Consider the following 24,648-nt stretch of genomic DNA (forward strand, 5'->3'; position numbering starts at 1 on the left):
ATTAAGCGAGTATAATGGCAATACTTAAGGTGGAACTTTGGTTAGAATGGTTTTGTAAAGTATTACTTGCTTTGTATTACTCCCAGTATGGTAATGGGATTTATCCATATCCTTCTCCTGTAGAGCTACAATAATTATATAAAACATTTCTTATAAAGGGCAAACATGATAATAAAGCATATACAGTTCATATCGTTCATAAAGTTTTTTTTGATTAAACTAAATAGGCGGTATGCTTAAAAATACTACCTAATCCACTAAATAACTCTTAATTCTATCCTTTACATAGACAAAATGAGCTTTTTCTATTTCTCGCCCACCATCTTTAAAAGTTTTCTTTATAGGATTGATAAAATTCAAAAAAAGAGGTAGTATGTAACTGAGAATGATAATCAATTTAACTAATAAATAGAATGATGTAATCATATATAGATAGTACAAAACTTTAATAATAGGAGTGAGCGGGTTAATGGATCATACAGAATTATTCGATGTGACGATAATTGGCGGCGGACCAGCAGGCTTATATTCTGCTTTTTATAGTGGGCTAAGAGAAATGAAAACAAAAATTATTGAATTTTTGCCACAGCTAGGTGGAAAGCTGCATTTATATCCAGAGAAAATGATCTGGGATGTTGGCGGCATCACTCCAATGCCAGGTGAGAAGTTAAGAGAGCAGCTTGTCCAGCAAGGTTTAACTTTTAAACCAGAAGTAGTAACAAATACGAAGATCCATTCTATTTCTAAAAATGAGGAAGGGATATTCTTATTAGAAACAGATTCAGGAGAAATCCATTATTCTAAAACAGTCATTGTTGCAGTAGGAAGTGGAATCGTTACTCCACAAAAATTAAAAATAGAAGGTGCAGAAAGATTTGAGGTATCAAACTTAAATTATACAGTAAAATCTTTAATGCACTTTAGAGATAAGGTTGTCGTTCTTTCTGGTGGTGGAAATTCAGCAGTTGACTGGGCACTCGAACTAGAGCCAATCGCAAAGAAAGTGTATTTAACATGTAGAAAAGATACCCTTGCAGGTCACGAGGCAAAAGCAAGAGAACTGTTAGAAAGTAACGTAGATTGCTTATTCCATACCTCTATCACGAAATTGATTGCCAACGAAAGCCATAATTGTATTGATTCGGTTGAATTAACGAATACAAAAATGGAGGAAATGACTACTTTGAAAGTAGATGAAGTAGTCATCAACCATGGCTATGAAATGGATTCTTCCTTATTAAAGAATAGTAAATTGAAAATTGAGATGCTTGAGGATTTTTACATAGCAGGCAATGTTAACAGTGAGACATCTGTACCTGGAATATTTGCCGCAGGAGATATTCTAAAGCATGAAGGAAAAGTTCATTTAATTGCAGGAGCTTTCCAAGATGCCGCAAATGCAGTTAATAAGGCGAAATTATTTATCCAGCCAGACGCAAGCAATAGCGCGATGGTATCATCCCATAATGAACTATTCGAAGAGAAGAACAAAGAACTAATTAAAAGTATGATCCAATGTGATGATTGTTCAGTGATGAAAGTACGGGTCTAAATTCCATTAGGTGTGTTTATAGTTTTGAATACGTAGCTTGTAGTTGGAACATCGCTCGCTCCATATGAAGAGAAAATGTATTCTCAAGTCAGTATTCTTATGAAAGAATAGTATAGAAAAAAGAGTTATTGGAGAAGAGAGAGTTACTACTTTTCCAACAACTCTTTTTTATATAGAAGTTTGGCTGCAATCCAAGTGGATTTAACCAATATTCTCAAAGTATCATGATTTTCCAGTTATGACTCATTCTGTTGAGACAGTCATCATTAAAGCATTTATCGGCACTTCTGCAGTTTCTAATGTATAGACAACATTTCCTTCTTCCCATCTCGCCGTTATCTCTACTTCCTCCGCATTTTTTGGATAGTTTACTTCCACTCGTCCATTTTCTTTAGGTACTGGGAGGGCATTCTCCTCTAAATAGTCCACCATCTTTCTTGCAATATCAACAGAATCTAATTGATCTTCAGAAATCGATTTAATTTGTAACACCCAACGTCCTTCTTTCCAAACTAAATACGAACTTCCAGCTGCTCCTTCCCTCATTCCGGTAATTTGATGCCCTAAATCTACCTTCATGTCATCCGGTACAGAGTCTAATGAAACTTCAGGGAAAAGTTCCTTTTGTTTGTTTTCATCATCGAATGTTTCAGCTTTAAAAGTCGCAATCAGATTGTCATTTGTAGCTAAAGACTCATCATTGATAGAGACAGCTTCTTGCGTCTGATAGAACGAAATAGAATATCCATCTGTTTCATTTTCATTAATTTTAGCTGCAATATATTCAGAATCTGTTATAGGAAATTTCGTCGGTAATTTATTATCTTTCATCTTAAGCATAGATCGAATTTCTTTAATCTGTTCATCGGTTGAAGGGGGTTCCTCAGTAGTCTGATCAGTTTCCGTATTAGCTTGTCCAGCAGCATTTGCTTTTTCCTCTGTCGGTGAATCAGGTTGACTGTCTGTTGAACCATTGGAACAGCCACTTGCTATAAGAGAAAAGGTGAAGAGTGAAAAGAATAGAATTTTTTTCATTCGTAGTACTCCTTTCTATGTCTTATTAGTACTGTTTATTCCCTATAATAAGAAAAAAATGAGTTATATAAAAAAATTTTTAAAAATTTGCAGATGAATTTTTTGGAAAATAAGCTTCTGGTATGTTAGAAAATATAACTTGTGCTAATAACAAATATTTCTAGATTAACGATTGATCATTGGAAACTGCTATTTTATGAAAAAATTATTTTTTATTTTGGTAAAAATTCTGACAAGTAAAAAATAATTATTTCATATTTAACAGAATTGTTAAAAAATATTCAAAATTCATTCCTTTTAGCGTCAGAAAATGTAACATTTTATTGAGGTTTGTCGGGTATTGATTATTTTTGTCTAGTTCGTTATGATTAATTTCGCAATATAAAAATGATTTGAATAGTCTGACTAGTCAAATTAATAAAATTTATTTTGTAAAACTCTTTCAACATTTAGAGTTATTTTCTTTTTATTGTCAGAATAATCAAATAAACATAAGAGGGGATTCAGTATGAAGAAAAAATTAAGTCTTTTAATAACAGCTTCTACATTAGCTGCTGGTATATTGGCTGGCTGTGGTGCCGGTGGAAATAATGCATCCAAAGAGGATGAATTTAAGATAGGAGTTAACTTGGAGCTTTCGGGAGCTGTTGCGTCTTACGGACAATCATTAGAAAGCGGCATTGATTTAGCTATTAAAGAGATTAACGCGGATGGCGGAATAGATGGCAAGAAAATAGTACCAGTTAAAGTAGATAATAAATCTGATTTAACGGAGGCAACTAATGGAGCATTGAAACTAATCGACCAAGATAAAGTTTCAGCAATTATCGGAGCAGCTACAAGTGGCGATACAGTAGCACAGGTACAAATCGCTAATGACAAGAAAACGGTCTTATTAACTCCATCAGGTACAGCTCCAAACGTTACTGTTAATGATGATGGAAAGCTAAATGAGTATGCATTCCGTACATCCTTTATTGATCCATTCCAAGGAAATGTGGCTGCTAATTTTGCTATTAATGATTTGAAAATTAAAAATGCTGCCATTTATGCTGATAGTGCAAGTGATTATGCAAAAGGATTAGCAGCAGCATTTAAAGAAACCTTTACAGCTGCTGGTGGAAAAATAGTTTCAGAAGAATCTTATGTTGCAAAGGATACAGATTTCAGCGCGACATTAACGAGAATCAAAGGGAAGAATCCAGAGTTTGTATTTATTCCTGGCTATTATGAAGAAGTTGGATTAATCATTAAGCAAGCTCGCGAAATGGGTATTACAGCTCCTTTCATGGGTGCTGACGGCTGGGATTCTCCAAAATTAATTGATTTAGCTGGAGCAGAGAGTTTAAATAATACGTTTATTACAAACCATTATTCTTCGGAAGATCCAGATGAGAAAATTCAAAAGTTTGTTTCCGCATTTAATGACGAATACGGAAAAAGCCCAGATGCATTTAATGCTTTAGGTTATGACTCTGTGTATCTATTAAAAGATGCTGTTGAAAGAGCAGGAAGTACAGATTCTGAAAAGATTAAAGAAGAGTTGGCAAAAACAAAAGACTTATCACTAATTACTGGGTTAGTTACAATCGACGAAAATCATAACCCGATCAAATCAGCAACAGTTCTAGAATATCAAGATGGAAAACAAGTGTTTAAAACAAAGGTTGATCCAGAATAAGACATTATGGATGGGGAGGGAGAGCCTCCCTATTTTCCATTGGAAGAATAAGAATAGAAAATTGGAGATATGAAAGAGTAATAGAGATAGAGAGTAAGAACACAAAATGTGCTTTATACGAGTTAAGTAGCAGTAAGCTTTGCGAAAATATTTTTCATTGATTATTGCTTAGCAAAAGGGAGTGAATAAATAGATGGAATGGATACAACAGCTAGTTAACGGCATTTCCTTGGGAAGTATTTATGCCCTTATTGCCTTAGGATATACGATGGTATATGGAATCATTAAACTTATTAACTTTGCCCATGGAGATGTATTTATGGTCGGGGCCTTTATTGGCTTTTATGCTATTACTGGCTGGGGGCTTAGTTTTTTTCCAGCATTGATTGTTTCCATGATTGCTTGTGCTATCTTTGGAATTATTATTGAAAGAATTGCATATAAACGGTTGAGAAATGCGACGAGAATTGCGGCACTAATTACAGCAATCGGGGTTTCTTTATTGATTGAATATGTATTTATTTATTTTAGAGGGGCAGGATTAGAAACCTATCCAAGTGTTTTACCAACAAAGACATTTGATGTGTTTGGTGCACAAATTACAAGCAAGTCTCTGATTATTTTAGGAACGTCAGTAGGATTAATGTTAATTTTGCAATTTATTGTCCATAAAACGAAGACCGGAAAGGCAATGCGGGCGGTTTCTCATGATATAGATGCAGCAAGATTAATGGGAATCAATGTAGACCGGACCATTTCAGCAACTTTTGCGATTGGATCTGCCTTAGCTGGAGCAGCAGGCGTAATTTTTGGTGCTTATTACACAAAAATTGAACCACTGATGGGAGTCATTCCAGGATTAAAGGCATTCGTTGCAGCTGTTTTAGGCGGAATAGGGATTATTCCAGGTGCAATGATTGGCGGACTTATTTTGGGAGTAGTAGAAACGATTGTTAGTGCTTTAGGCTTTTCTTTATGGAGAGATGCCGCGGCTTTTATTATTTTAATTTTGATTCTTATCTTTAAACCATCAGGCATACTTGGTAAGAATACAAAAGAGAAAGTGTAGGTGACTGGAAGGATGAAAAAATCAAAAGCTTTTTGGATATTCCTTATACTGTCCGCACTTATTTATGGCGTAATTCAGTTCCTAATGACTGGAGGCTGGATTGACTCTTTATATAGCAATATGATTATCTTAATGGCAATTAATATTATGCTAGCAGTTAGCTTGCATCTTGTAATAGGTATTACCGGTCAATTTTCAATTGGACATGCAGGCTTTTTGGCAGTGGGGGCATACGTGTCAGCTATTGCCACTATGAAGTTTCAATTGCCTTTTCCAATTGCTATTTTAGCTGGTGGACTTGTTGCCGCACTAGCAGGGCTATTAGTTGGAATTCCAACATTGCGATTAAGAGGAGATTATTTAGCAATTGCTACATTAGGATTTGCGGAAATTATTCGAATTTTCTTCTTAAATATTGATTATGTCGGTGGAGCAGCAGGAATGCAAGTTACCCATTTGACTACATGGACAAGTACGTTCATTTGTTTATTTATTACAATTTTGGTCATAGTGAATTTTACTAATTCAAGACATGGTCGTGCAGCAATTGCGATTAGGGAAAATGAAATTGCGGCAGATGCGATGGGAATTAACACAACTTATTATAAGGTGGCGGCTTTTGCACTAGGGTCTTTATTCGCTGGAGTTGCAGGAGCGCTTCAAGCACATAACTTCTATATTATTAATCCAACTAACTTTGGATTTTTAAAGTCCTTTGATATTTTGATTTACGTCGTCCTTGGAGGGTTAGGGAGTTTATCAGGATCTGTTATTGCCGCTAGCTTTTTGACAATCATTTCTACTTATCTTCAAGATTATCCAGAAACGCGAATGATTATATATAGCCTTGTTTTAGTAATCGTAATGCTATATCGCCCAAAGGGATTAATGGGAACGAAGGAAATTACAGATTTGTTTAAACGCAAAGGAGGTAATTCCAATGACTAAGAATGAACCTTTATTGCAAATGAAAAATGTAGGTATTTCTTTTGGTGGTTTAAAGGCAGTCTCCGCGATTGATGTAGAACTGAATCAAGGAGAGTTAATTGGCCTAATAGGTCCGAATGGTGCGGGGAAAACGACTACTTTCAACATGTTAACTGGTGTATATGCGCCAACGGAAGGGGAAATTCTCTTTGATGGAAAGAGTCTAAAGGGATTGCAGCCTTTTCAGGTAACAAGAAGAGGGATTAGCAGAACCTTTCAAAATATTCGTTTATTTGAAGAGCTATCCGTTTTAGATAATGTAAAGGTAGCCTATCATTCTTTGGCAAAGCACTCGATGCTAAGCAGTATTTTGCGGCTTCCTTCCCATTTCAAAGGGGAGAAAGAAATGGAAGAAAAATCAATAGAGTTTCTAAAGATTTTTCAACTCGATCGTTATATGAATGAAAAAGCGAAGAATCTTCCGTATGGCCAGCAACGCCGTCTAGAGATAGCAAGAGCTTTAGCGGCAGGTCCTAAACTGTTATTACTAGATGAACCAGCTGCAGGAATGAATCCTCAGGAAACACATGAACTGATGGAATTGATCGCATTTATTCGAAAAAAATTTCAGTTAACCATTTTGCTTATTGAGCATGATATGCCCCTTGTTATGGGGATCTGTGAGCGAATTTATGTTTTGGATCATGGACAATTGATTGCAGAGGGAACACCTGAAGTGATTAGAAATCATCCAAAGGTAATCGAAGCTTATTTAGGAGAGGAGGTTGCTGAATAATGCTTCATATAAAGGATCTTAATGTATACTATGGAAATATTCAGGCGTTAAAGGGAGTAACGCTTGATATCGAAGAAGGCGAAATAGTTACCCTTATCGGTGCGAATGGAGCGGGTAAAAGTACATTATTAAAGACATTATCCGGTTTAATTAAGCCTAAAAAGGGCTCTATTGAGTATTTAGGGAAGTCTATTGCAGGAAAACCAGCGCAATCAATCGTGAAAGCTGGAATGTCACATGTACCCGAAGGACGCCGAGTTTTTTCTAATATGACAGTGGAAGAAAATCTGGAATTAGGCGCTTTTTTAAGAAAAGATAAACAGGAAATTCAGAAGAATTTACAAAAAGTGTATGAGATTTTCCCGCGGTTATTTGAGAGAAAAAAACAGCTAGCTGGCACCCTATCTGGTGGGGAACAACAAATGCTGGCAATGGGAAGAGCCATAATGGCAAAACCGAAATTGCTTCTTTTAGATGAACCATCGATGGGATTAGCACCGATTATCGTTCGTACGATCTTTCAAGTCATTCAAGAAATTAATGAAGAAGGAACGACTGTTTTATTGGTGGAGCAAAATGCTCATATGGCATTATCGATTGCGCATAGAGGATATGTCATCGAAACAGGAAAAGTGGTTTTATCAGGATCTGCACAAGAACTACAGGAAAGTGATGAATTAAAGCAGGCTTATTTGGGTGGGCATTAATAAGAGGGATTGGAAAAGGCTGAGACAAAAGTATTCCAGAAAATGATAAATCCGAACAATTATACGAACATGCTAATGAAAGTTCCGTATAATTGTTTGGGTTTTTATTTGTTTTTAAAAGGTTATTTCCATGAAGTTCGGTGCGATTCCTCGCAACCGGAATGCTCTGTTTAACCAACTAATTATATTTCCTCTTGTAAAAAGTATGCAAAAGCAGCAGCTATATACTAGCTAAACTAGAGATTGTTCGTCTTTACAGAGTATCTATTTAGATATGTCCCAACCTTTTTTTCTTCTATTCCTTTAAGTAGGCCCTAATTGAACTAAAGCTCACTTATTTCTTCATTACTCTATTATAAATGGCATAATCAGGATGAGTGCCCTTTGTAAGAATATCCTTTAGTATCTTTGCAAGAGCCATGCTATAAACTAACCCATTATCTCCATAAGCCATTAAAAAGTAGCAATTAGGAAAATCCTCGTATTCGCCGATAAGCGGCAATCCGTCATGTGTTCCCCCATAAAAGGCACCGAGGTAATATTCTGCCTTTATATCTAATTTTGGAAAAAGCTTGTTACATTCTGCAATAAGTTTTTCTTTTCTATACATGATCTTAGAGTCTCTGTCCTCAGGATTAGTAGTATTATCATCCAGGCCGCCAATGATAATGCGATTATCTAAAGTTGTTCTCATATAAATATAAGGACGAGCTGTTTCCCATATTAATATTCTTTTATGCCATGAAGAAAAATCATCGATTGGGTTGGTAACAACAACATAAGAGCTTAATAATAAGCTATTCTTTTCTTTCTTAAATTCTAGATTTTCATATCCGGCTGCCATAATTACCTTTTTAGCAGTTATAGAATGCTGGTTTTCGGTATAAAAAATTGCTTGGTCGTTCGTTAGTTTTTTTCCATTAATACGTGTATTTTCATATACCCGAACCCCTTTTTGGTGAGCGTGTTGAATTAGTCCGTGATTAAATTTGTATGGATTAATCTCCCCATCGTTATTTATGTACAATGCTTTATGTTTATAAAAACCATATTTTTTAAAAATTTCATCAGAAGATAATAGAGATACTTGAAATTGATGTTTGTTTAAATAATAGTATTCCGCCTCTATTTTTTTTGTATCTTCTTCATAGCTAGCGTAATAAAGACTATCGCGGCGGACAAAATCAGATGGGATCTCAAGCTTGGTAGAAATAGCTTCTATATCACGAATTGCTTCCTCACAAAGCTTAGTATGCTTGATTGCTGTTTCCTCTCCGAAAGTATTTACTAGCTCAAATAACATTTTATCTCCTAAATACTGTATTAAGGCAGTGTTTGTCAAAGTACTGCCTTCACCTATATTTCTTTTATCAACAACAACCACATCTAATCCAGCTTCACTTAAATAGTGAGCGCATTGAGCTCCGGAACTTCCGCCTCCAATAATAAGTACGTCACAAGTAATGTCCTCTTCTAAAGTTGGATAAGAAGGAGATTAATAAGCAGATTACAACCTACACCCAAACGCAAACACAAACCAATCAGTTGATACAACAAAATTTACAATAATAATAAAAAGACAAGAGACTGGGACATAAGTATTCCAGCCAAAGTTAAAGCCAAACAATTACACGAAAATTTGTATGATAGTTTGGCTTTTTAATCGGCTTGTAAAAAAGCTGTTTCAGCTGTTATTACCCGCAGCCTGAATACACTTCGCTTTCCATGGGGCTCGCGCTGAGCCGCGGTCTGCCTTTGGCCTGCAGGGTCTCAGGCTGTCTCGCTAATCCCACAGGAGTCTACGTGTATTCAGGCTGCTCCATATTTCCTACTAATTCATTTTTTTGAAAAAACAATATTACTTTAGGAATTAGCCTTTAAAAACGGAGTGCAATGGAGCGGAGGACACTCGACTCCTGCGGGAAATAGAGCAATCTTTAGACCCCACAGGCTTTTGCCGAGGAGGCTTAGGTTGCTCCCCGGCGAATCGTGTGTCTGTAGCGCAATGGAACGAATTAATTTTCACACTTGACTATAGTTAAAAACATAAATAATCAGTATAGGAAAGTAACCTTTATTTATGAGCTAAACTAGAGATTGTTCGTCTTTACAGATTAACTATTTAGTTTTGTCCCAGCCTCGTTTTTTTTATGAAATTTCATTGGTATAATCTTTATCTCTAATAAGAAGGAAAAAGTAACTTCTAACAAAAATTTTGTTAGAATGGTCTATATATAAGAGGAGGTAAGAAGATGAGACCTTTTACAAAAAAGGTAGTTGAAATCATTGCAGATATTCCAGAAGGGAAAGTAATGACATATGGACAAATAGCTGCTATAGCTGGAAGTCCAAGGGGTGCGAGACAAGTTGTTAGGATTCTTCATACCTTATCGGAAAAATATCAACTACCATGGCAACGGGTACTTAATAGTAAAGGATGCATTGGATTACCAGGTGAACATGGACAACTTCAAAGAAGGATGTTAGAAAAAGAGGGGATTATATTTGCGGAAAATGGATTTGTTAACTTAATAGAGTACGGTTACGAGCCACTCCATCTATTGGATGAAGAAAATAGATAGAAGCCTATTATACGTTGATAGTAATAGGCTTCTATTATCTATTAATTTAAGGTAGATTCCATTGTTTGTTTAAGAACTTCAACAGAGTGATTAAATTGTTCTGTTTCTTTTTCATTTAGTTCTAGCTCAAGTACTTCACGAATTCCTTGGCGATTAATAATTGCAGGAACACCAATATAGATGTCTTTATGACCATATTCGCCATCAAGATATGCAGATACTGGTAAGATAGAGTTTTCATTTCCGAGAATCGCTTTTGTAATTCGGACAAGTGACATTCCGATTCCATAATAAGTGGCGCCTTTACGCTCAATAATATGATAAGCGGCATCTCGAACATTAATGAAAAGTTCATCTAAGTCTTTTTGAGAGTATTTGTCATTTTTAGCTAGCTTTGTTTCAATGCTTTCTAAGCCAATCGTTGTACTGCTCCATACAGGAAGCTCCGTATCTCCATGCTCTCCAATAATAGCAGCATGTATGTTGCGTGTATCTACATCGAAATACTCACCTAGCATATAGCGGAAACGTGCAGAATCTAATGTAGTCCCAGAACCGATTACTCGCTCTTTAGGAAGCCCAGATTCTTTCCAAACTACATAAGTAAGGATATCAACTGGATTTGTTGCAATTAAATAAATACCATCGAACCCACTAGCAGTTATTTCTTTTACAATGCTTTTAAAAATAGCTGTATTTTTCGCAACTAAATCTAAACGAGTCTCACCTGGTTTCTGCGGAAGACCTGCAGTGATGACAATTAAATCAGCGTCACCACAGTCAGCGTAGTCACCAGCCCATACTTTTGTCGGTGCAGGGGCAAATGGGATACCATGATTTAAATCCATTGCTTCCCCTTCTGCTCTTTCTTTATTTACATCTATCAAAACAAGTTCTTCGGTAACACCTTGGTTAATTAATGAGTAGGCATAGCTGCATCCTACAGCACCTGTACCAATTAAAACTACTCGATTAATATTTTGCTGTTTCATCTTATTGCAACTCCTTTTTCTAATTTAATAGATTAATAGTATTTAAAGCTATTTCATTACTAAATGGAGAACAAGATTCGTTAATAATTTACTTTGTTTCTACTTTTCTCCATAGTATCTTAAAATTCATTCTTTTGTAAAATGTTATTACTGTTTATATAGTGATTATATACTTAAATTATGTGAAAAACATCACATGAATATGTCGATTTTGTGAAAGTTTCTTTAAAAGTAAAGGGAAATACAGCATACATAATCAGAATTTCATTAAAGTTATTCCCCTTAAGAATAGGGGATAAACAGAATTATCAAAAAGAATATGTGAAAAATGATTGACAAAAATTATAGACTTTCGGTAATGTATTAAGTAATTGAATAGGAAAATCCACTAGGGGAGCCTTATTGGCTGAGACAAGAATACTTGGACCCTTTGAACCTGATCTAGTTCATACTAGCGTAGGAAAGTGGAGTCGGCATAGAATAGTAGTGTTATTTTATTCATATATAAGCCACTCCATTTTTGGAGTGGCTTTTTTGCATATCAAAGTTGCTCCATGTTTTCCTTTTCATGAAAAAATCTTAATGGTTGGTCATAAGGACCAAAGAAGGAGGAAATCAAATGAGTTTTTCACAAGAATTACGTAAGCAGGCAGAACCAATCTTTCAGGCAATTATGGAACATCCATTTGTTCAAGGAATTGGAAAGGGTGATTTAAAGAAAGAACAGCTTATCCATTATGTGAAACAAGACTTTGAGTATTTAAATGCGTTTATGAAAATTTATGGTTTGGCAATTTCAAAAAGTTCGAATAGAAGAGATATCGAACTTTTTAATAATCAAATATCTTTTGTGCTACATAGCGAAATACATCCACATAATAATTTTTGTGAAGTAGCAGGTGTTAAATATGAAGATCTACAAGGGTTTCCAGTAGCTCCGTCTGCACATCACTATATTCGTCACATGCTTACAGTTGCACAGCAAGGTGATATTGCCGATATTTTAGCAGTGCTTTTACCTTGCCCATGGACATATGTGGAAATCGGTAAAAAGCTTTTAGAAGAGGTTAACCCTGATAGTGCCCATCCTTTTTATGACTGGATTCACTTTTATGGAGATGGCCCAATGACTGTCACTACACCATTTTGCCAGCGACTAGACGAAATTGCTGAAACGCTTAATGAAGCGCAGAAAGAAAAGCTAATGGAATATTTTCTATTAAGCTGTCAACTAGAATACAAGTTTTGGGATATGGCTTATAACCTAGAGGAATGGCCAGTAAAAACGCTTGAGGTGTCAGTATGAACTGGAAAATCAAAGAGGTTGTCTTATTAGTAGTAATTGCGGTAGCATGTGGTGTTCTTTATATGGGGTGGTCCACTTTATGGCTCCCGATTTCAGCATTAGTTGGTCCAGTCGGTGCTAACTTTATGTTTGGAATATGGGTTATTGCAAGCCCGATTGTTGCCTATATTTTGCAAAAACCAGGCGCAGCCTTAATTGCCGAGGTAGTTGCAGCTTCTGTTGAACTTTTAATTGGCAGTCATTTTGGCTTATCAGCGTTGTTAATTGGCGTATTCCAAGGAATTGGTGCTGAAATTGCATTCGCGATATTCCGCTATAAAAAATATCATGTATCTGTTTTAATGCTTTCCGGCGCTTTAGCTGCTTGTGGAAGTATGCTATATAGCATTCTAGCAAATGGTTTTTCCTATTATACGACGACGACACTCGTTCTTACCTTTATTATTCAAGTAATCAGTGGATTGATTTTAGGGGGATTATTAGCGAAAGCGATTGTTGAGGGGCTTGGTAAAACAGGCGTTTTAAATGGTTATGCTATTTCTAGATCGAATCGAAAGAAGGAGTCTAATGATGAGTTCATTGTTAGGATGTAACCATCTATCTGTGCGCTTCTTTGAGGATAAGGAACCTATCCTCAAAGAAGTGTCACTACATATTAATCAAGGGGAAAAAGTATTGATCCTAGGTCCAAGTGGCAGCGGGAAATCTACGCTAATATCTGTTTTAGCCGGCATCATTCCTGAACATATAGAAGCAAGTGTTTCAGGAGAAGTCATTAGGAAAAAAAGAGTCGGTGTCCTTTTCCAAAATCCTGACACACAGTTTTGCATGGAACATGTAGAGGAAGAAATTGCTTTTAGCTTGGAGAATCGAAAAGTACCTAGGGCAGAAATGGATGCTATCATTTTGGAGCTTCTCCAAACCGTTGGATTAACGATTGAGCCGCATACTCCTATAGCCAATCTTTCAGGTGGCATGAAGCAGCGACTCGCTTTAGCTTGTTTATTAGCGTTAGAGCCAGAAGTACTTTTTTTGGATGAGCCAACAGCACAGTTAGATCCTTCTGGTCGAAAAGAAGTTTTTGAGGTGATAAAAAATACTGCAACTAGAACTGGGCAAACAATGGTTATGGTCGAGCATGTGTTAGATGGCTGCATAGAATGGATGGATCGTGTCATTCTTTTGGATAAAAAAGGACAGATAATTGCTGACGGCGAACCTGAACAGATTCTTAATCAGCATAAACCAGAGATGCAAGAGGCAGGTATATGGATTCCTCAAATATACCCTCATAAATGGGAGGATATCCTTCAAAATGAAGATCATCCAAAAAAAATAGCATTACTGAAAGAATATGAAATCAGAAAAGAAACGGCAGATTCTAGAAAGCTATACGATCCAGTTCTTGAAGTAAATCATTTAGAAGCTGCTTACTTTAAAGAAACTATATTAGAAAACATAAATCTTACTGTGAATAAGGGAGAATGGATTGCTGTTATTGGTAATAATGGTACGGGGAAAAGTACCTTCTTGAAAATGCTCGCTCATCTTAAAAAGAGCAAAAAGGGAGACATCCGCTTTCATGGAAAGGAACTAAAAAAGTGGCGAGATAGAGACTTATATCAGCACTTAGGTTTCGTATTCCAAAATCCAGAGCTCCAATTTATTAATCAAACGGTCTTTGGTGAAATTGCGTTTTCTGGTATTCAATATCAATGGAAGGAAACGGACATTAACAAACGCACTACAGAGCTTTTGAAGGAATTTGGTTTAGAGCCTTATCAAAATCAACATCCCTTTACCCTTAGCTTTGGACAGAAAAGAAGATTGAGTGTAGCTACGATGCTGTTATTAGATCAAGATATTCTTTTATTAGATGAACCTACCTTTGGGCAAGATGCGAAATCATCACATGATTTATTGCAAGTGCTTGAAAAGAGAAAGAGGGAAGGAACTTCTATTATTATGGTTACACATGATATGGATATTGTTGATCAATATGCAGATAAAGTTGTTGTTTTACATCAAAAGAATCAAGCTTATGCTGACCATCCATATCTTCTTTTTTCCAATCAAGAGCTTTGTAAGAAGCTAGCTATTATACCTCCTATCCACTATCAATTAATCGCTGATTTAAAGGAGGTTGAAGACAATCAAAAGCAACGAGTCTTATCTATCACATCTTAACCCAGCGATGAAACTAATGACCCATATTTTGCTAATGGTTATTTTGATGACGATTCAAAGTGCGCTTTCTACGTTAGCTATTTGGATATATGTTTTCATCCTTGGTTTAACGCTCGGAGGATGGAAGGGGAAATTTCTTGTAAAGGTTCTGCTTCCTTATTCTATCTTCTTTGTGCTTACGTTTTGGATGCTAGCCGCATTTGGGAAAGGGGAAACGGTTGTTTGGAAATGGGCTTGGTTTCAAGTAACGGAAGAAAGTATCGGAAGTGGTTTGCTTATCTCGATGAGAATGCTTGCCTTCGTTACGATTGGCTTACTTTTTACAACTACTACTAACTTGTATGAATTAATGATGAGCCTTATCCACCAATGGAAATTATCACCGAAATGGGCATATGGAATGATGGCTGGCTTTCGCTGTATTCCAATGTTCCAATCAGACCTAGCGCAACTGAAGGAAGCCCATCGGATTAGAGGATATAAACATAGTGGCACTTGGAAGGCTTTCTTTCGCTATGCAGTTCCCTTGCTAACACAAGCAATCCGTCGTTCAGAGCAAATGGCCATAGCAATGGAAGTAAGAGGATTTACAGGAGAGAAAGATAGAACGTATTATCAAAAAACATATATCACTTTATTTGATTATTTTTATTGTAGTATGATGTTACTTATTGGAATTTTCATTGCTCTATTTGTGTAAGTACTAAATTCTCAGGTCCATACAATATTCATTACAATAGCATTTTAGTGCCTTGTAATGAATAGATTGTAAGGGCCTGTTTTTTTTGTTTTAATGATGCCAATAGAGCTACTTGATGAAGGAGTGAACTTTCTCTGTTCCCTAAATAATTCTTCTTAGCCATGCAAAAATATTTATTTTTATTGTATTGACACCGCCTGTATATACAACTATAATGAAAACGTAATCAAAACTTGTATATACAGGTTTTGGGTATGCAATAGAAATTATAATTGATTGATTAATACATGAGAGTAAGGCAAAAGGGGGAAGAATGATGGGAAAATACACAGAACAAGCAAAAGAACTTCTTGAACATGTTGGTGGAAGCGGAAACATTTCCGTAGTAACACACTGTGCAACAAGAATGCGTTTTGTTTTAAATGATCCATCCAAGGCTGATATCGACAGCATTGAAAAAATGAAGCTTGTAAAAGGAACGTTTACACAAGCAGGTCAGTTCCAAGTTATTATTGGGAATGAAGTTTCATCTTTTTACAATGAGTTTATCTCGATTGCGGGAGTAAGTGATACTTCTAAAGATGAAGCTAAAAAGGCTGCAAAACAAAACATGAATTTCCTGCAAAGAATGATTGCTCATTTAGCAGATATTTTTACACCGTTGATTCCGGCAATCGTAGTTGGAGGATTAATTCTTGGTTTCCGAAATGTTATTGGCGAAATCAAATTAATGGAAGACGGAACAAAAACATTAGTAGAAGTATCCCAGTTTTGGGCCGGAACAAATAGTTTCTTGTGGTTAATAGGGGAAGCAATCTTTCACTTCTTGCCTGTCGGAATTACATGGGCAGTAGCAAGAAAAATGGGTGCGACACCAATTCTTGGAATCGTATTAGGGATTACATTAGTATCACCGCAATTATTAAATGCCTATGCAGTAGCAGGAGCAGAAGAAGTTCCATTTTGGGATTTTGGGTTTGCTCAAGTTGACATGATTGGTTATCAAGCGCAAGTGATTCCCGCTATCTTAGCAGGTTTATTATTATCATTCCTAGAGTTACGTTTGCGTAAAATTATTCCGAATGCCATTTCGATGATTGTTGTACCATTCTTCGCATTAGTACCAACCGTATTAATTGCGCATACAGTACTAGGTCCAATCGGATGGAAGATTGGTTCTGTCATTTCTGATGTAGTCTACTCTGGATTAACTTCTTCTTTAGGATGGTTATTTGCAGCAGTATTTGGTTTTGCTTATGCACCACTTGTAATTACAGGATTACACCATATGACAAATGCAATTGATTTACAATTAATGAGTGTATTTGACGGAACAAACTTATGGCCAATGATTGCCTTATCAAATATTGCACAAGGGTCAGCGGTATTAGCAATGATTTATTTAAATCGTAAAGATGAACAAGAAAAACAAGTATCAGTTCCAGCAGCAATCTCGTGTTACTTAGGTGTTACAGAGCCAGCCATGTTTGGTATTAATTTAAAATATGGTTTCCCTTTCCTAGCAGCCATGATCGGTTCGATGGTTGCAGCAGTTATCTCAGTTGGATCAGGGGTAATGGCTCATTCTATCGGGGTAGGGGGAATACCAGGATTTTTATCTATCAAAGCGGAACATATGCTTACATTTTTAATAGCAATGGTACTGGCAATTGTTATACCATTTATCCTAACAATTGTTTTTTCTAAACTTAATATGGGGAAAGTATCATTAAAAAGAGTAAGAGGATAAAACCTCACTAATTAAGAGTCAGAACTGTTCGCTTAAAGAGGGATGGTTATGGCTCTTTTCATTTGTTTTTCATGTGGAGGTAGGTGGACGTTCTCTAAGACTCTAAGCCCATTACGGTTAATTCGTATGGAAATATGGATATTTACCCAATAATAGGGTAATTTATACATTGTTGTGTTTTGATGTTACATTCTGTTATCGGTAACACAGAGAAAGCGATTGCATTGAAACGGTTTCAATTCTACAATAAGAATGTGAGATAAACAAGGAGGGAAAATTTTATGATGAGTTATAAAAAACTATTAATGTCAGGAGTAGCATTACTTACTGCATTCTCTTTAACCGCTTGTGGCGGCAATGATACGAAAGTAAGTTCAAAAGGCGGATCTTCTGACGGAAAACAAACATTAACAGTGTCAGTAGATGGCGATGGGTATAAAAAATATATTGATAGCATTAAAGGAGATTTTGAATCTGAAAATAATGCAGAAGTAAAAGTAGTAGTGATGGCAATGACAGATCAAGCAGATGCATTAGCATTAGATGGTCCTGCTGGAACTGGTCCAGATGTATTTATCGTTCCTTATGACCGCGTTGGTTCAATGGGTAGCCAAGGTCATTTAGCTGAAGTAACAACTCAACCAGAAGGAATTACTGAAACAGAAGAAAAGCTAGTAACTTTTGACGGAAAACAATATGGTACACCATTTGTAATCGAAACATTAGTTGGTTACTATAATAAAGATTTAATTAACGAAATGCCAAAAGATTTCTCAGAAGTTGAAGCATTAACAAAAGATAGCAAATATGCATTCGCATCTGAGTCTGGCAAGAACACTGCTTTCTTAGCAAAATGGACAGACTTCTATTTTAGCTATGGTTTAATTGCTGGATATGGTGGATATGCATTTGGAAGCGAAGGAACAGATCCAACTGATATTGGTTTAAATAATGCAGGTACAATTGATTCAATTAAATATGCAAAAACTTGGTATGATCAATGGCCAAAAGGTATGCAAGACGTAACTGGTTCTGGTGACTTCATTACGGAAATGTTTACTACTGGTAAAACTGCTGTAATTATTGATGGCCCTTGGATGGCATCTACATTTAAAGATGCTGGTGTTAACTATGGAGTTGGTGCAATCCCAACATTACCAAATGGTGAAAAATTCGCTGCATTCGGTGGAGGAAAAGCTTGGGTAGCTTCTTCTTATGCAAAAGATCCGGAATTAGCTGCTAAATGGTTAGAGTATGTTGGTAATGCTGATAATTCAACAAAATTCTTTGAAGCTACAAACGAAATTCCTGCAAACACTATCGCACGTGAAGCAGTTCCTGCAGATAACGAATTAGCGCAAGCTGTTATTGCAAACTTTGAAAACGCTTCGCCAATGCCTAATATTCAACAAATGGCAGAAGTTTGGGATGGCGGACAATATCTAATGTTTGATGCAGTTTCTGGCGCAAAAACACCTGAACAATCTGCAGAAGACACAGTGAAGAATATTAAAGAATCTATTGAACAAAAATATTAATAAATAATCTAAATGAAGGGAGGTATTCTACTCCCTTCAGTCGAAATTTCTAATTATCACAGTTGATAATTAGAAATTTCTTCTTTACTTAACGCAATCGTTTGCATTGAAAATGCTTTCAAAACCGAATTGGTTTATCAAAAAAAGTTGGTCGAGTGATGATTTCTTTAGGTAAATCAATAAATTACCATGAATGCAACAATTATGCAATTTATAGAAAGGGGATAGCCCGTAATGAGTCGAAATGAAACAAATCATAAAAAGAAAGCATCCCTGTTATCCATTATTCCTGGGTTAGGTCAGTTTTATAATAAACAAGCTTTTAAAGGAATAGTCTTTTTTGCTCTCTTCTTAGTTTTTGCAATAGAGATGGCGCTAACTGGATTTCAGGCTTTAGAAGGCTTAATAACATTAGGAAGTGTACCTCGTGATGATCACTCGTTATTCCTAATGATTAAAGGAACATTGCAGTTAATCTTATCCGTTATCTTTCTCTTCTTCTATATACTTAATATCCTAGATGCACGTAAAATAGGGGCTTTAAGAGATAGAGGAGAAAAAATTAATACGAAAACGCTTGAGATTTTGAAAAATCTTTGGGAACAAGGATTCCCTTATATCTTTATATTCCCATCTTATATATTAATGGCTTTTATCATTATTTTCCCGGTACTAGTTACATTATTTATTGCCTTTACAAACTATGATTTTCAACATATACCACCATTTAAACTAATTGATTGGATTGGTTTTGAGAACTTTACAAATATTTTCTTCTTAAGTTCTTACCGTGCAACATTTATGAAAATTCTCGTTTGGACATTGATTTGGACATTTGGCGCAACTACTTTACAAATCGTTCTTGGTGTCGTTGCTGCTGTTGTGCTGCATCAGAAGCATGTGAAAGGTAAAGCATTTTTCCGAATTTTATTCTTATTACCATGGGCTGTACCAGCATTTATTTCTATCATGGGCTTCTCTAATATGTTCAATGACAGTATCGGTGCTATTAACGCACAAGTAATTCCACTGATTAATCATTTGCCGCTCATTGATATACCGGCAATTTCTTGGAAAACAGATGCTACTTGGACAAAGACAGCACTTATTATGATTCAAGGATGGCTTGGGTTCCCATATATCTTCGTAATGGTAACAGGTGTATTGCAATCTATCTCAGATGATTTATATGAGGCGGCAAACCTTGATGGAGCAACTGCTTTACAGCAATTCCGTAATATTACATTACCGATGATTTTATTCGCGACAGCGCCAGTTATGATTACACAATATACATTTAACTTTAATAACTTCTCTATCATCTATCTATTTAATGAAGGTGGTCCGGGAAGTATCGGCTGGAATGCAGGATCAACAGACATTTTAATTTCTTGGATTTATAAGCTAACAACAGGTCAGGCACCACAATATGCAGTCGCAGCAGCGGTAACATTGATAATTTCTGCAATTGTTATTGCGGTATCACTCATAACGTTTAAGAAAACAAATGCTTTTGGCAATGAGGAGATGATGTAGGATGAGCATGAGATCATCGCGACTTATAAATAGAATATTAACGTATGGTTTTCTCGGAATCCTATCAATAGTAATCATTTACCCATTATTGGTAACAGCTTCAAGTGCGTTTCAAGCAACTAATATGGCGGCATTTACGTTGAAATTAGATGCAAACTGGGGACTAGATAATTTCCGAAGACTTTTCAGCGAAACCAACTATTTAAGCTGGTATAAAAATACGATTATTATCGCTATTGCGGTAATGATTGTGCAAGTAACTTTAGTAACGCTGTCTGGATATGTATTCAGTCGTTATCGCTTTGTTGGTAGAAAATATAGCTTAATTTTCTTCCTTGTTATTCAAATGGTTCCAACAATGGCAGCATTAACAGCATATTACGTATTAGCAACGGTTCTTGGAGCAATTGATTCCTATTGGCTATTATCATTAATCTACATCGGCGGTGGAATACCAATGAACGTATGGTTAATGAAAGGATACTTTGATACGATTCCACGTGAATTTGACGAAAGTGCACGTATTGACGGAGCTGGCCACTTAAGAATCTTTGTACAAATCAATTTACCATTGGTACGTCCAATGCTTGCAGTTCAGGCATTATGGGCATTTATGACACCATTTAATGATTTCTTACTATCTAAGTTCTTATTACGCTCCAACGAATTATTAACATTAGCAGTTGGGTTGCAAACGTTAATCTCTAACCCACGAGAACAAAAAGTAGCCTTGTTCGCAGCAGGAGCAGTACTAGCAGCGTTACCAATAGTTGTTTTATTCTTCTTCTTACAAAAGAACTTCGTTTCTGGTTTAACTAGCGGTGGTTCGAAAGGATAAGTAGAAAAAACATGGCTGAAAAGCAAGACCCAGGAAAAAGTGTTCTAATATAGATAAATAAATGTTATTTGAAAGTGAAATTATGCTAGTTTGAAGAGGCGACAGTTCGCCATACTGAGTCGAACTGTCACCTCGGAAAACAGATGCAATATTCGCAAACAGAGTAAAGTTATATAAAAAACCAATTAAGCATATTTAATGAAGTAAGAGAGTGGGATTACAATGAAGAAATCGGAACCATTTTTGATGCAATATTTCAAGTCTATCATTACACCGACAAATGTATTTAAGGGTAAGAATCTATTAACATGGCCAAAAATGATCTTCCTTTTTATTTTCTTAATTGCATGTATGATGATGCCGACCTCTATTCAAATGGCAAAATTAACGACTTTCCCATTTGAGTTTCTGTTTCCACGGACAGCCGAATTAATCACAGATAACTTTGTAGAAGCTTTGTCCTCTAAGCAAGTGAAAGATGGAAAGTTAGTGGGAATAGATAGTCAATATACAGAAGAAACAGATGGGAATGTCATTGCAATTGATAACGACAATAAATATCAAATGACTGGCGAAAATCAGACATTTAGTATAAAGGGATATGCCAATGCCATTGTTTTTAAAGAAGACTATGCAATAATTGCCGAAGAAAATGGATTTGGATTTCAATTGTATTACCCAAAAAATGAGGAGAAATATCCTTTCAAAATAGAAAACAAGGAAGATGTCCTGCAATATATCGGTACTTTATGGTATGTGCAGAACAAGGCATTTCTTCTACCAATCCTGTTACTATTACTAGCTGGTGTATATATAGCAATGAATGTATTGCAATTTCTCTTTATGTCACTTGTATTGTGGTTAACAAAGAAATCGAATATTACGGATATAAGAACCTTTAAAGAGGCAGCAACGATTGTCCTTAATGCAGCAGGATTACCGACCATCTTAGCGATCATTTATGGATTTATTCAATTTGATGTTGCAACTTTAATAATGATCCAAGGGCTTGGAACGGTATTAATGATTGCATTTGCATTTTTTAGAACAGGTTTTAAAGAAAAAGGATTAAAGGCAGATTCAGATAAAGCATAGGGAGAGAAGATTATGTCAAATAAGCGTCTTTTCGAAATAAACAGCTGGAAGCTAATATCAAATAAGTTGGAAAAAAAAGAGAAGCGATTGCAGGAAAGTCTAACCTCCATTGGAAACGGATATATGGGGATGCGTGGTAACTTTGAAGAAGGCTACTCTGGAGATTTCCATCAAGGTACGTATATTGCAGGTGTATGGTTTCCAGACAAAACAAGAGTTGGCTGGTGGAAAAATGGCTATCCTCAATACTTTGGTAAAGTGATTAATGCTCTTAACTTCATCGGTGTCGATATTTATATAGATGGAACGAAAGTAGATTTATATAAAGAAAATATCACTGATTTTCACCTTGAACTAGATATGAAGGAAGGAATCTTAAAACGGAGCTTTATCCTTCAAAAAGGAGGAAAACAAATTCGCTTTGAGTTTGAACGCTTCTTAAGTATTGCATCTAAGGAAATTTGTGCAATAGACATTAAGGTAACAGCATTAACGGGAACACATAAAATTGAGTTAATCCCGTATTTAGATGGTGATGTGACAAATGAAGACTCCAACTATGAGGAGAAATTCTGGGGAGAAATTGGAAGAAAAGTAGATGTTAATTCAGGTAACCTAATAATCAAAACGGTTGATAATCCTTTTGGAACACCGAGATTTGCGGTATCTGCTTCTATGGTTAATACAATTAATCACCTAGAAGTAACTTCTTATAATGAAAGGCCAATGTATGTTGCCAATGCATATAACAATAAGCTTAATCAAGGAGAAACTATCCATCTTCAGAAGTATGTCGCTATTTCCACTTCTCGTGATTGGGAAGAGGAAAGATTAGCAACTGTTTCTGATATGTTAGCAAAACAAGCGAGAGAAAAAGGATATACTGTTTTAAAAGAAGAACATATTGCCGCATGGGCAGCTCGCTGGGAAAAGGCAGATGTTCAAATTGATGGAGACGAAGAAGCACAGCAAGGAATTCGATTCAATATTTTTCAATTATTCTCTACCTATTATGGCGAGGACGCTCGTCTAAATGTAGGACCAAAAGGTTTTACAGGGGAAAAATATGGTGGTGCAACCTACTGGGATACAGAAGCATATATTGTACCCATGTATTTAGCTGTTGCAGAACCCAAAGTAACAGAACAGCTATTGCGTTATCGCCGTCAACAGCTCCCTGGTGCAGAACATAATGCAAAACAGCAAGGGCTTAAAGGGGCATTATATCCTATGGTAACTTTCACTGGTGTTGAGTGCCATAATGAATGGGAAATTACATTTGAAGAAATTCACCGTAATGGTGCCATTGCCCATGCCATTTTTAATTATTCAACGTATACAGGTGATGAAACCTATGCATTAAATGAAGGATTAGATGTGTTAGTAGGTATCAGCCGTTTTTGGGCAGATCGTGTACACTATTCGAAAAAGAATGATCAATACATGATGCATGGTGTAACAGGACCAAATGAATATGAGAATAATGTAAATAACAATTGGTACACCAATAAAATTGCTACATGGACATTAAAATACACATTAGAATTACTGGAAAAGGCAGCTCCAAAAAGAAAAACGGATTTAAACATTGGAAAAAGCGAATTAGTAAAATGGCAGGAAATCATTGATAAAATGTATTTCCCAGTTGATGACGAATTAGGAATTTTTGTACAGCATGATACATTTTTAGATAAAGATCTACGTTCTGCGGATACACTCTTAAAAGAAGAAAGACCACTTAATCAAAATTGGTCTTGGGACAAAATTTTGCGTTCTTGTTTCATTAAACAGGCTGATGTTTTACAAGGAATGTACTTCTTAAATCATGAATTTAGCTTAGAAGAGAAAAAGCGTAACTTTGATTTTTATGAACCAATGACTGTTCATGAATCAAGTCTTTCACCTTGTGTTCATTCTATTTTAGCAGCAGAAATTGGCTTAGAAGAAAAGGCTTATGAGATGTATCAGCGAACAGCAAGACTAGATCTTGATAATTATAATAACGATACAGAAGATGGACTGCATATAACTAGTATGTCAGGAAGCTGGCTAGCTATTGTGCATGGATTTGCTGGAATGCGCTCGGCAACAGGGACCCTTTCCTTTGCTCCATTTGTGCCTAAAGGCTGGAATAGTTACTCGTTTACAATAAATTATCGCAATCGATTAATTCAAGTAACAACAACTTCTGAGAATGTAAAACTAGAGCTTTTATCTGGTAAGGCGATAGAAATTGAGTTATATGGAAAAGCTGTATTACTTGAAAAAGAGTATGTTGGTAAGAAATGATGTTTCATAAAGTTTGTTGCTAAAAACCCGCAGCCTAAATACCCTTCACTTTCCATGGGGAGAGCGGT

20 protein-coding genes and 1 riboswitch are annotated in these 24,648 nt (G+C 35.9%); of the genes, 17 read left to right on the forward strand and 3 right to left on the reverse strand.

Annotated elements, in window-relative coordinates; translation table 11 throughout:
• Nucleotides 1–469 precede the first annotated feature (469 nt).
• On the forward strand, nucleotides 470–1,552 hold the full coding sequence (locus tag NST60_RS12440) for an NAD(P)/FAD-dependent oxidoreductase (RefSeq protein ID WP_169189439.1): 1,083 nt from the start codon (nucleotides 470–472) through the stop codon (nucleotides 1,550–1,552).
• 243 nt (nucleotides 1,553–1,795) lie between these two features.
• On the opposite strand, the gene NST60_RS12445 is transcribed toward NST60_RS12440, so the two are convergent.
• Nucleotides 1,796–2,587, reverse strand: a complete 792-nt coding sequence (locus tag NST60_RS12445) for a hypothetical protein (protein WP_101729953.1) — start codon at nucleotides 2,585–2,587, stop codon at nucleotides 1,796–1,798.
• 508 nt (nucleotides 2,588–3,095) lie between these two features.
• Here NST60_RS12445 and NST60_RS12450 point away from each other — a divergent pair.
• The 5 genes from NST60_RS12450 (at nucleotide 3,096) to NST60_RS12470 (ending at nucleotide 7,767) form a co-directional block, all read left to right on the forward strand.
• Nucleotides 3,096–4,268, forward strand: a complete 1,173-nt coding sequence (locus tag NST60_RS12450; protein WP_016205212.1) for an ABC transporter substrate-binding protein — start codon at nucleotides 3,096–3,098, stop codon at nucleotides 4,266–4,268.
• Between the two features lie 193 nt (nucleotides 4,269–4,461).
• Entirely contained in the window at nucleotides 4,462–5,337 is an 876-nt protein-coding gene (locus tag NST60_RS12455; protein WP_101729951.1) for a branched-chain amino acid ABC transporter permease, read from the forward strand.
• A gap of 12 nt (nucleotides 5,338–5,349) precedes the next feature.
• Entirely contained in the window at nucleotides 5,350–6,285 is a 936-nt protein-coding gene (locus NST60_RS12460; RefSeq protein WP_169189438.1) for a branched-chain amino acid ABC transporter permease, read from the forward strand.
• Entirely contained in the window at nucleotides 6,278–7,060 is a 783-nt protein-coding gene (locus tag NST60_RS12465; RefSeq protein WP_169189437.1) for an ABC transporter ATP-binding protein, read from the forward strand. Before NST60_RS12460 ends, NST60_RS12465 begins: the two co-directional genes overlap by 8 nt.
• Nucleotides 7,060–7,767, forward strand: coding sequence for an ABC transporter ATP-binding protein (locus NST60_RS12470; RefSeq protein ID WP_016205208.1), 708 nt, complete (start codon nucleotides 7,060–7,062; stop codon nucleotides 7,765–7,767). The genes NST60_RS12465 and NST60_RS12470 overlap by 1 nt, the downstream gene beginning before the upstream one ends.
• 334 nt (nucleotides 7,768–8,101) lie before the next feature.
• Here the strand turns inward: NST60_RS12470 and NST60_RS12475 are convergent, their stop codons facing one another.
• On the reverse strand, nucleotides 8,102–9,232 hold the full coding sequence (locus NST60_RS12475; RefSeq protein WP_224428308.1) for an NAD(P)/FAD-dependent oxidoreductase: 1,131 nt from the start codon (nucleotides 9,230–9,232) through the stop codon (nucleotides 8,102–8,104).
• A gap of 787 nt (nucleotides 9,233–10,019) precedes the next feature.
• On the opposite strand from NST60_RS12475, the gene NST60_RS12480 reads away from it, so the two are divergent.
• Nucleotides 10,020–10,349 (forward strand): MGMT family protein, encoded by a 330-nt coding sequence (locus NST60_RS12480; RefSeq protein WP_101729948.1) that lies wholly within the window; start codon nucleotides 10,020–10,022, stop codon nucleotides 10,347–10,349.
• Nucleotides 10,350–10,390: 41 nt separating this feature from the next.
• On the opposite strand, the gene NST60_RS12485 is transcribed toward NST60_RS12480, so the two are convergent.
• Nucleotides 10,391–11,341 carry an L-lactate dehydrogenase gene (locus NST60_RS12485; RefSeq protein ID WP_016202638.1) on the reverse strand — a complete coding sequence of 317 codons (951 nt, stop codon included), beginning with the start codon at nucleotides 11,339–11,341 and terminating at the stop codon, nucleotides 10,391–10,393.
• A 380-nt stretch (nucleotides 11,342–11,721) separates the two neighbouring features.
• Nucleotides 11,722–11,821, forward strand: a riboswitch (TPP riboswitch).
• Between the two features lie 139 nt (nucleotides 11,822–11,960).
• On the opposite strand from NST60_RS12485, the gene tenA reads away from it, so the two are divergent.
• From tenA to NST60_RS12535, 10 genes are all read left to right on the forward strand, one after another.
• The gene (gene tenA, locus NST60_RS12490; protein ID WP_016202636.1) at nucleotides 11,961–12,647 is read left to right on the forward strand and encodes a thiaminase II; all 687 of its coding nucleotides are present in this window, start codon (nucleotides 11,961–11,963) and stop codon (nucleotides 12,645–12,647) included.
• Nucleotides 12,644–13,240, forward strand: a complete 597-nt coding sequence (locus NST60_RS12495) for an ECF transporter S component (RefSeq protein WP_016202635.1) — start codon at nucleotides 12,644–12,646, stop codon at nucleotides 13,238–13,240. Before tenA ends, NST60_RS12495 begins: the two co-directional genes overlap by 4 nt.
• Nucleotides 13,218–14,834 (forward strand): ABC transporter ATP-binding protein, encoded by a 1,617-nt coding sequence (locus NST60_RS12500; RefSeq protein WP_341099841.1) that lies wholly within the window; start codon nucleotides 13,218–13,220, stop codon nucleotides 14,832–14,834. The genes NST60_RS12495 and NST60_RS12500 overlap by 23 nt, the downstream gene beginning before the upstream one ends.
• Entirely contained in the window at nucleotides 14,800–15,534 is a 735-nt protein-coding gene (locus NST60_RS12505; protein ID WP_040343132.1) for an energy-coupling factor transporter transmembrane component T family protein, read from the forward strand. Before NST60_RS12500 ends, NST60_RS12505 begins: the two co-directional genes overlap by 35 nt.
• Before the next feature lie 316 nt (nucleotides 15,535–15,850).
• Nucleotides 15,851–17,284: a PTS system trehalose-specific EIIBC component gene (treP, locus tag NST60_RS12510; RefSeq protein ID WP_016202633.1), complete on the forward strand. Its 1,434-nt coding sequence runs from the start codon at nucleotides 15,851–15,853 to the stop codon at nucleotides 17,282–17,284.
• Nucleotides 17,285–17,565: 281 nt separating this feature from the next.
• Nucleotides 17,566–18,822, forward strand: coding sequence for an extracellular solute-binding protein (locus NST60_RS12515; RefSeq protein WP_169189434.1), 1,257 nt, complete (start codon nucleotides 17,566–17,568; stop codon nucleotides 18,820–18,822).
• A gap of 234 nt (nucleotides 18,823–19,056) precedes the next feature.
• Nucleotides 19,057–20,358 (forward strand): sugar ABC transporter permease, encoded by a 1,302-nt coding sequence (locus tag NST60_RS12520; RefSeq protein WP_016202631.1) that lies wholly within the window; start codon nucleotides 19,057–19,059, stop codon nucleotides 20,356–20,358.
• Nucleotide 20,359: 1 nt separating this feature from the next.
• Complete coding sequence (locus NST60_RS12525) at nucleotides 20,360–21,196, forward strand: sugar ABC transporter permease (protein ID WP_016202630.1); 837 nt, start codon at nucleotides 20,360–20,362, stop codon at nucleotides 21,194–21,196.
• A 222-nt stretch (nucleotides 21,197–21,418) separates the two neighbouring features.
• On the forward strand, nucleotides 21,419–22,291 hold the full coding sequence (locus NST60_RS12530) for a DUF1189 family protein (RefSeq protein ID WP_169189433.1): 873 nt from the start codon (nucleotides 21,419–21,421) through the stop codon (nucleotides 22,289–22,291).
• 12 nt (nucleotides 22,292–22,303) lie between these two features.
• The gene (locus tag NST60_RS12535; protein WP_016202628.1) at nucleotides 22,304–24,580 is read left to right on the forward strand and encodes a glycoside hydrolase family 65 protein; all 2,277 of its coding nucleotides are present in this window, start codon (nucleotides 22,304–22,306) and stop codon (nucleotides 24,578–24,580) included.
• Nucleotides 24,581–24,648: the final 68 nt, after the last annotated feature.

It is taken from the genome of Niallia sp. FSL W8-1348, assembly GCF_038006745.1.
GTDB lineage: Bacteria > Bacillota > Bacilli > Bacillales > Cytobacillaceae > Niallia > Niallia alba.

Coding starts and splice junctions, on each gene's coding strand:
- NST60_RS12440 (WP_169189439.1), top strand. CDS start 470: ATGGATCATACAGAATTATTCGATGTGACGATAATTGGCGGCGGACCA.
- NST60_RS12445 (WP_101729953.1), bottom strand. CDS start 2,587: ATGAAAAAAATTCTATTCTTTTCACTCTTCACCTTTTCTCTTATAGCA.
- NST60_RS12450 (WP_016205212.1), top strand. CDS start 3,096: ATGAAGAAAAAATTAAGTCTTTTAATAACAGCTTCTACATTAGCTGCT.
- NST60_RS12455 (WP_101729951.1), top strand. CDS start 4,462: ATGGAATGGATACAACAGCTAGTTAACGGCATTTCCTTGGGAAGTATT.
- NST60_RS12460 (WP_169189438.1), top strand. CDS start 5,350: ATGAAAAAATCAAAAGCTTTTTGGATATTCCTTATACTGTCCGCACTT.
- NST60_RS12465 (WP_169189437.1), top strand. CDS start 6,278: ATGACTAAGAATGAACCTTTATTGCAAATGAAAAATGTAGGTATTTCT.
- NST60_RS12470 (WP_016205208.1), top strand. CDS start 7,060: ATGCTTCATATAAAGGATCTTAATGTATACTATGGAAATATTCAGGCG.
- NST60_RS12480 (WP_101729948.1), top strand. CDS start 10,020: ATGAGACCTTTTACAAAAAAGGTAGTTGAAATCATTGCAGATATTCCA.
- NST60_RS12485 (WP_016202638.1), bottom strand. CDS start 11,341: ATGAAACAGCAAAATATTAATCGAGTAGTTTTAATTGGTACAGGTGCT.
- tenA (WP_016202636.1), top strand. CDS start 11,961: ATGAGTTTTTCACAAGAATTACGTAAGCAGGCAGAACCAATCTTTCAG.
- NST60_RS12495 (WP_016202635.1), top strand. CDS start 12,644: ATGAACTGGAAAATCAAAGAGGTTGTCTTATTAGTAGTAATTGCGGTA.
- NST60_RS12500 (WP_341099841.1), top strand. CDS start 13,218: ATGAGTTCATTGTTAGGATGTAACCATCTATCTGTGCGCTTCTTTGAG.
- treP (WP_016202633.1), top strand. CDS start 15,851: ATGGGAAAATACACAGAACAAGCAAAAGAACTTCTTGAACATGTTGGT.
- NST60_RS12515 (WP_169189434.1), top strand. CDS start 17,566: ATGATGAGTTATAAAAAACTATTAATGTCAGGAGTAGCATTACTTACT.
- NST60_RS12520 (WP_016202631.1), top strand. CDS start 19,057: ATGAGTCGAAATGAAACAAATCATAAAAAGAAAGCATCCCTGTTATCC.
- NST60_RS12525 (WP_016202630.1), top strand. CDS start 20,360: ATGAGCATGAGATCATCGCGACTTATAAATAGAATATTAACGTATGGT.
- NST60_RS12530 (WP_169189433.1), top strand. CDS start 21,419: ATGAAGAAATCGGAACCATTTTTGATGCAATATTTCAAGTCTATCATT.
- NST60_RS12535 (WP_016202628.1), top strand. CDS start 22,304: ATGTCAAATAAGCGTCTTTTCGAAATAAACAGCTGGAAGCTAATATCA.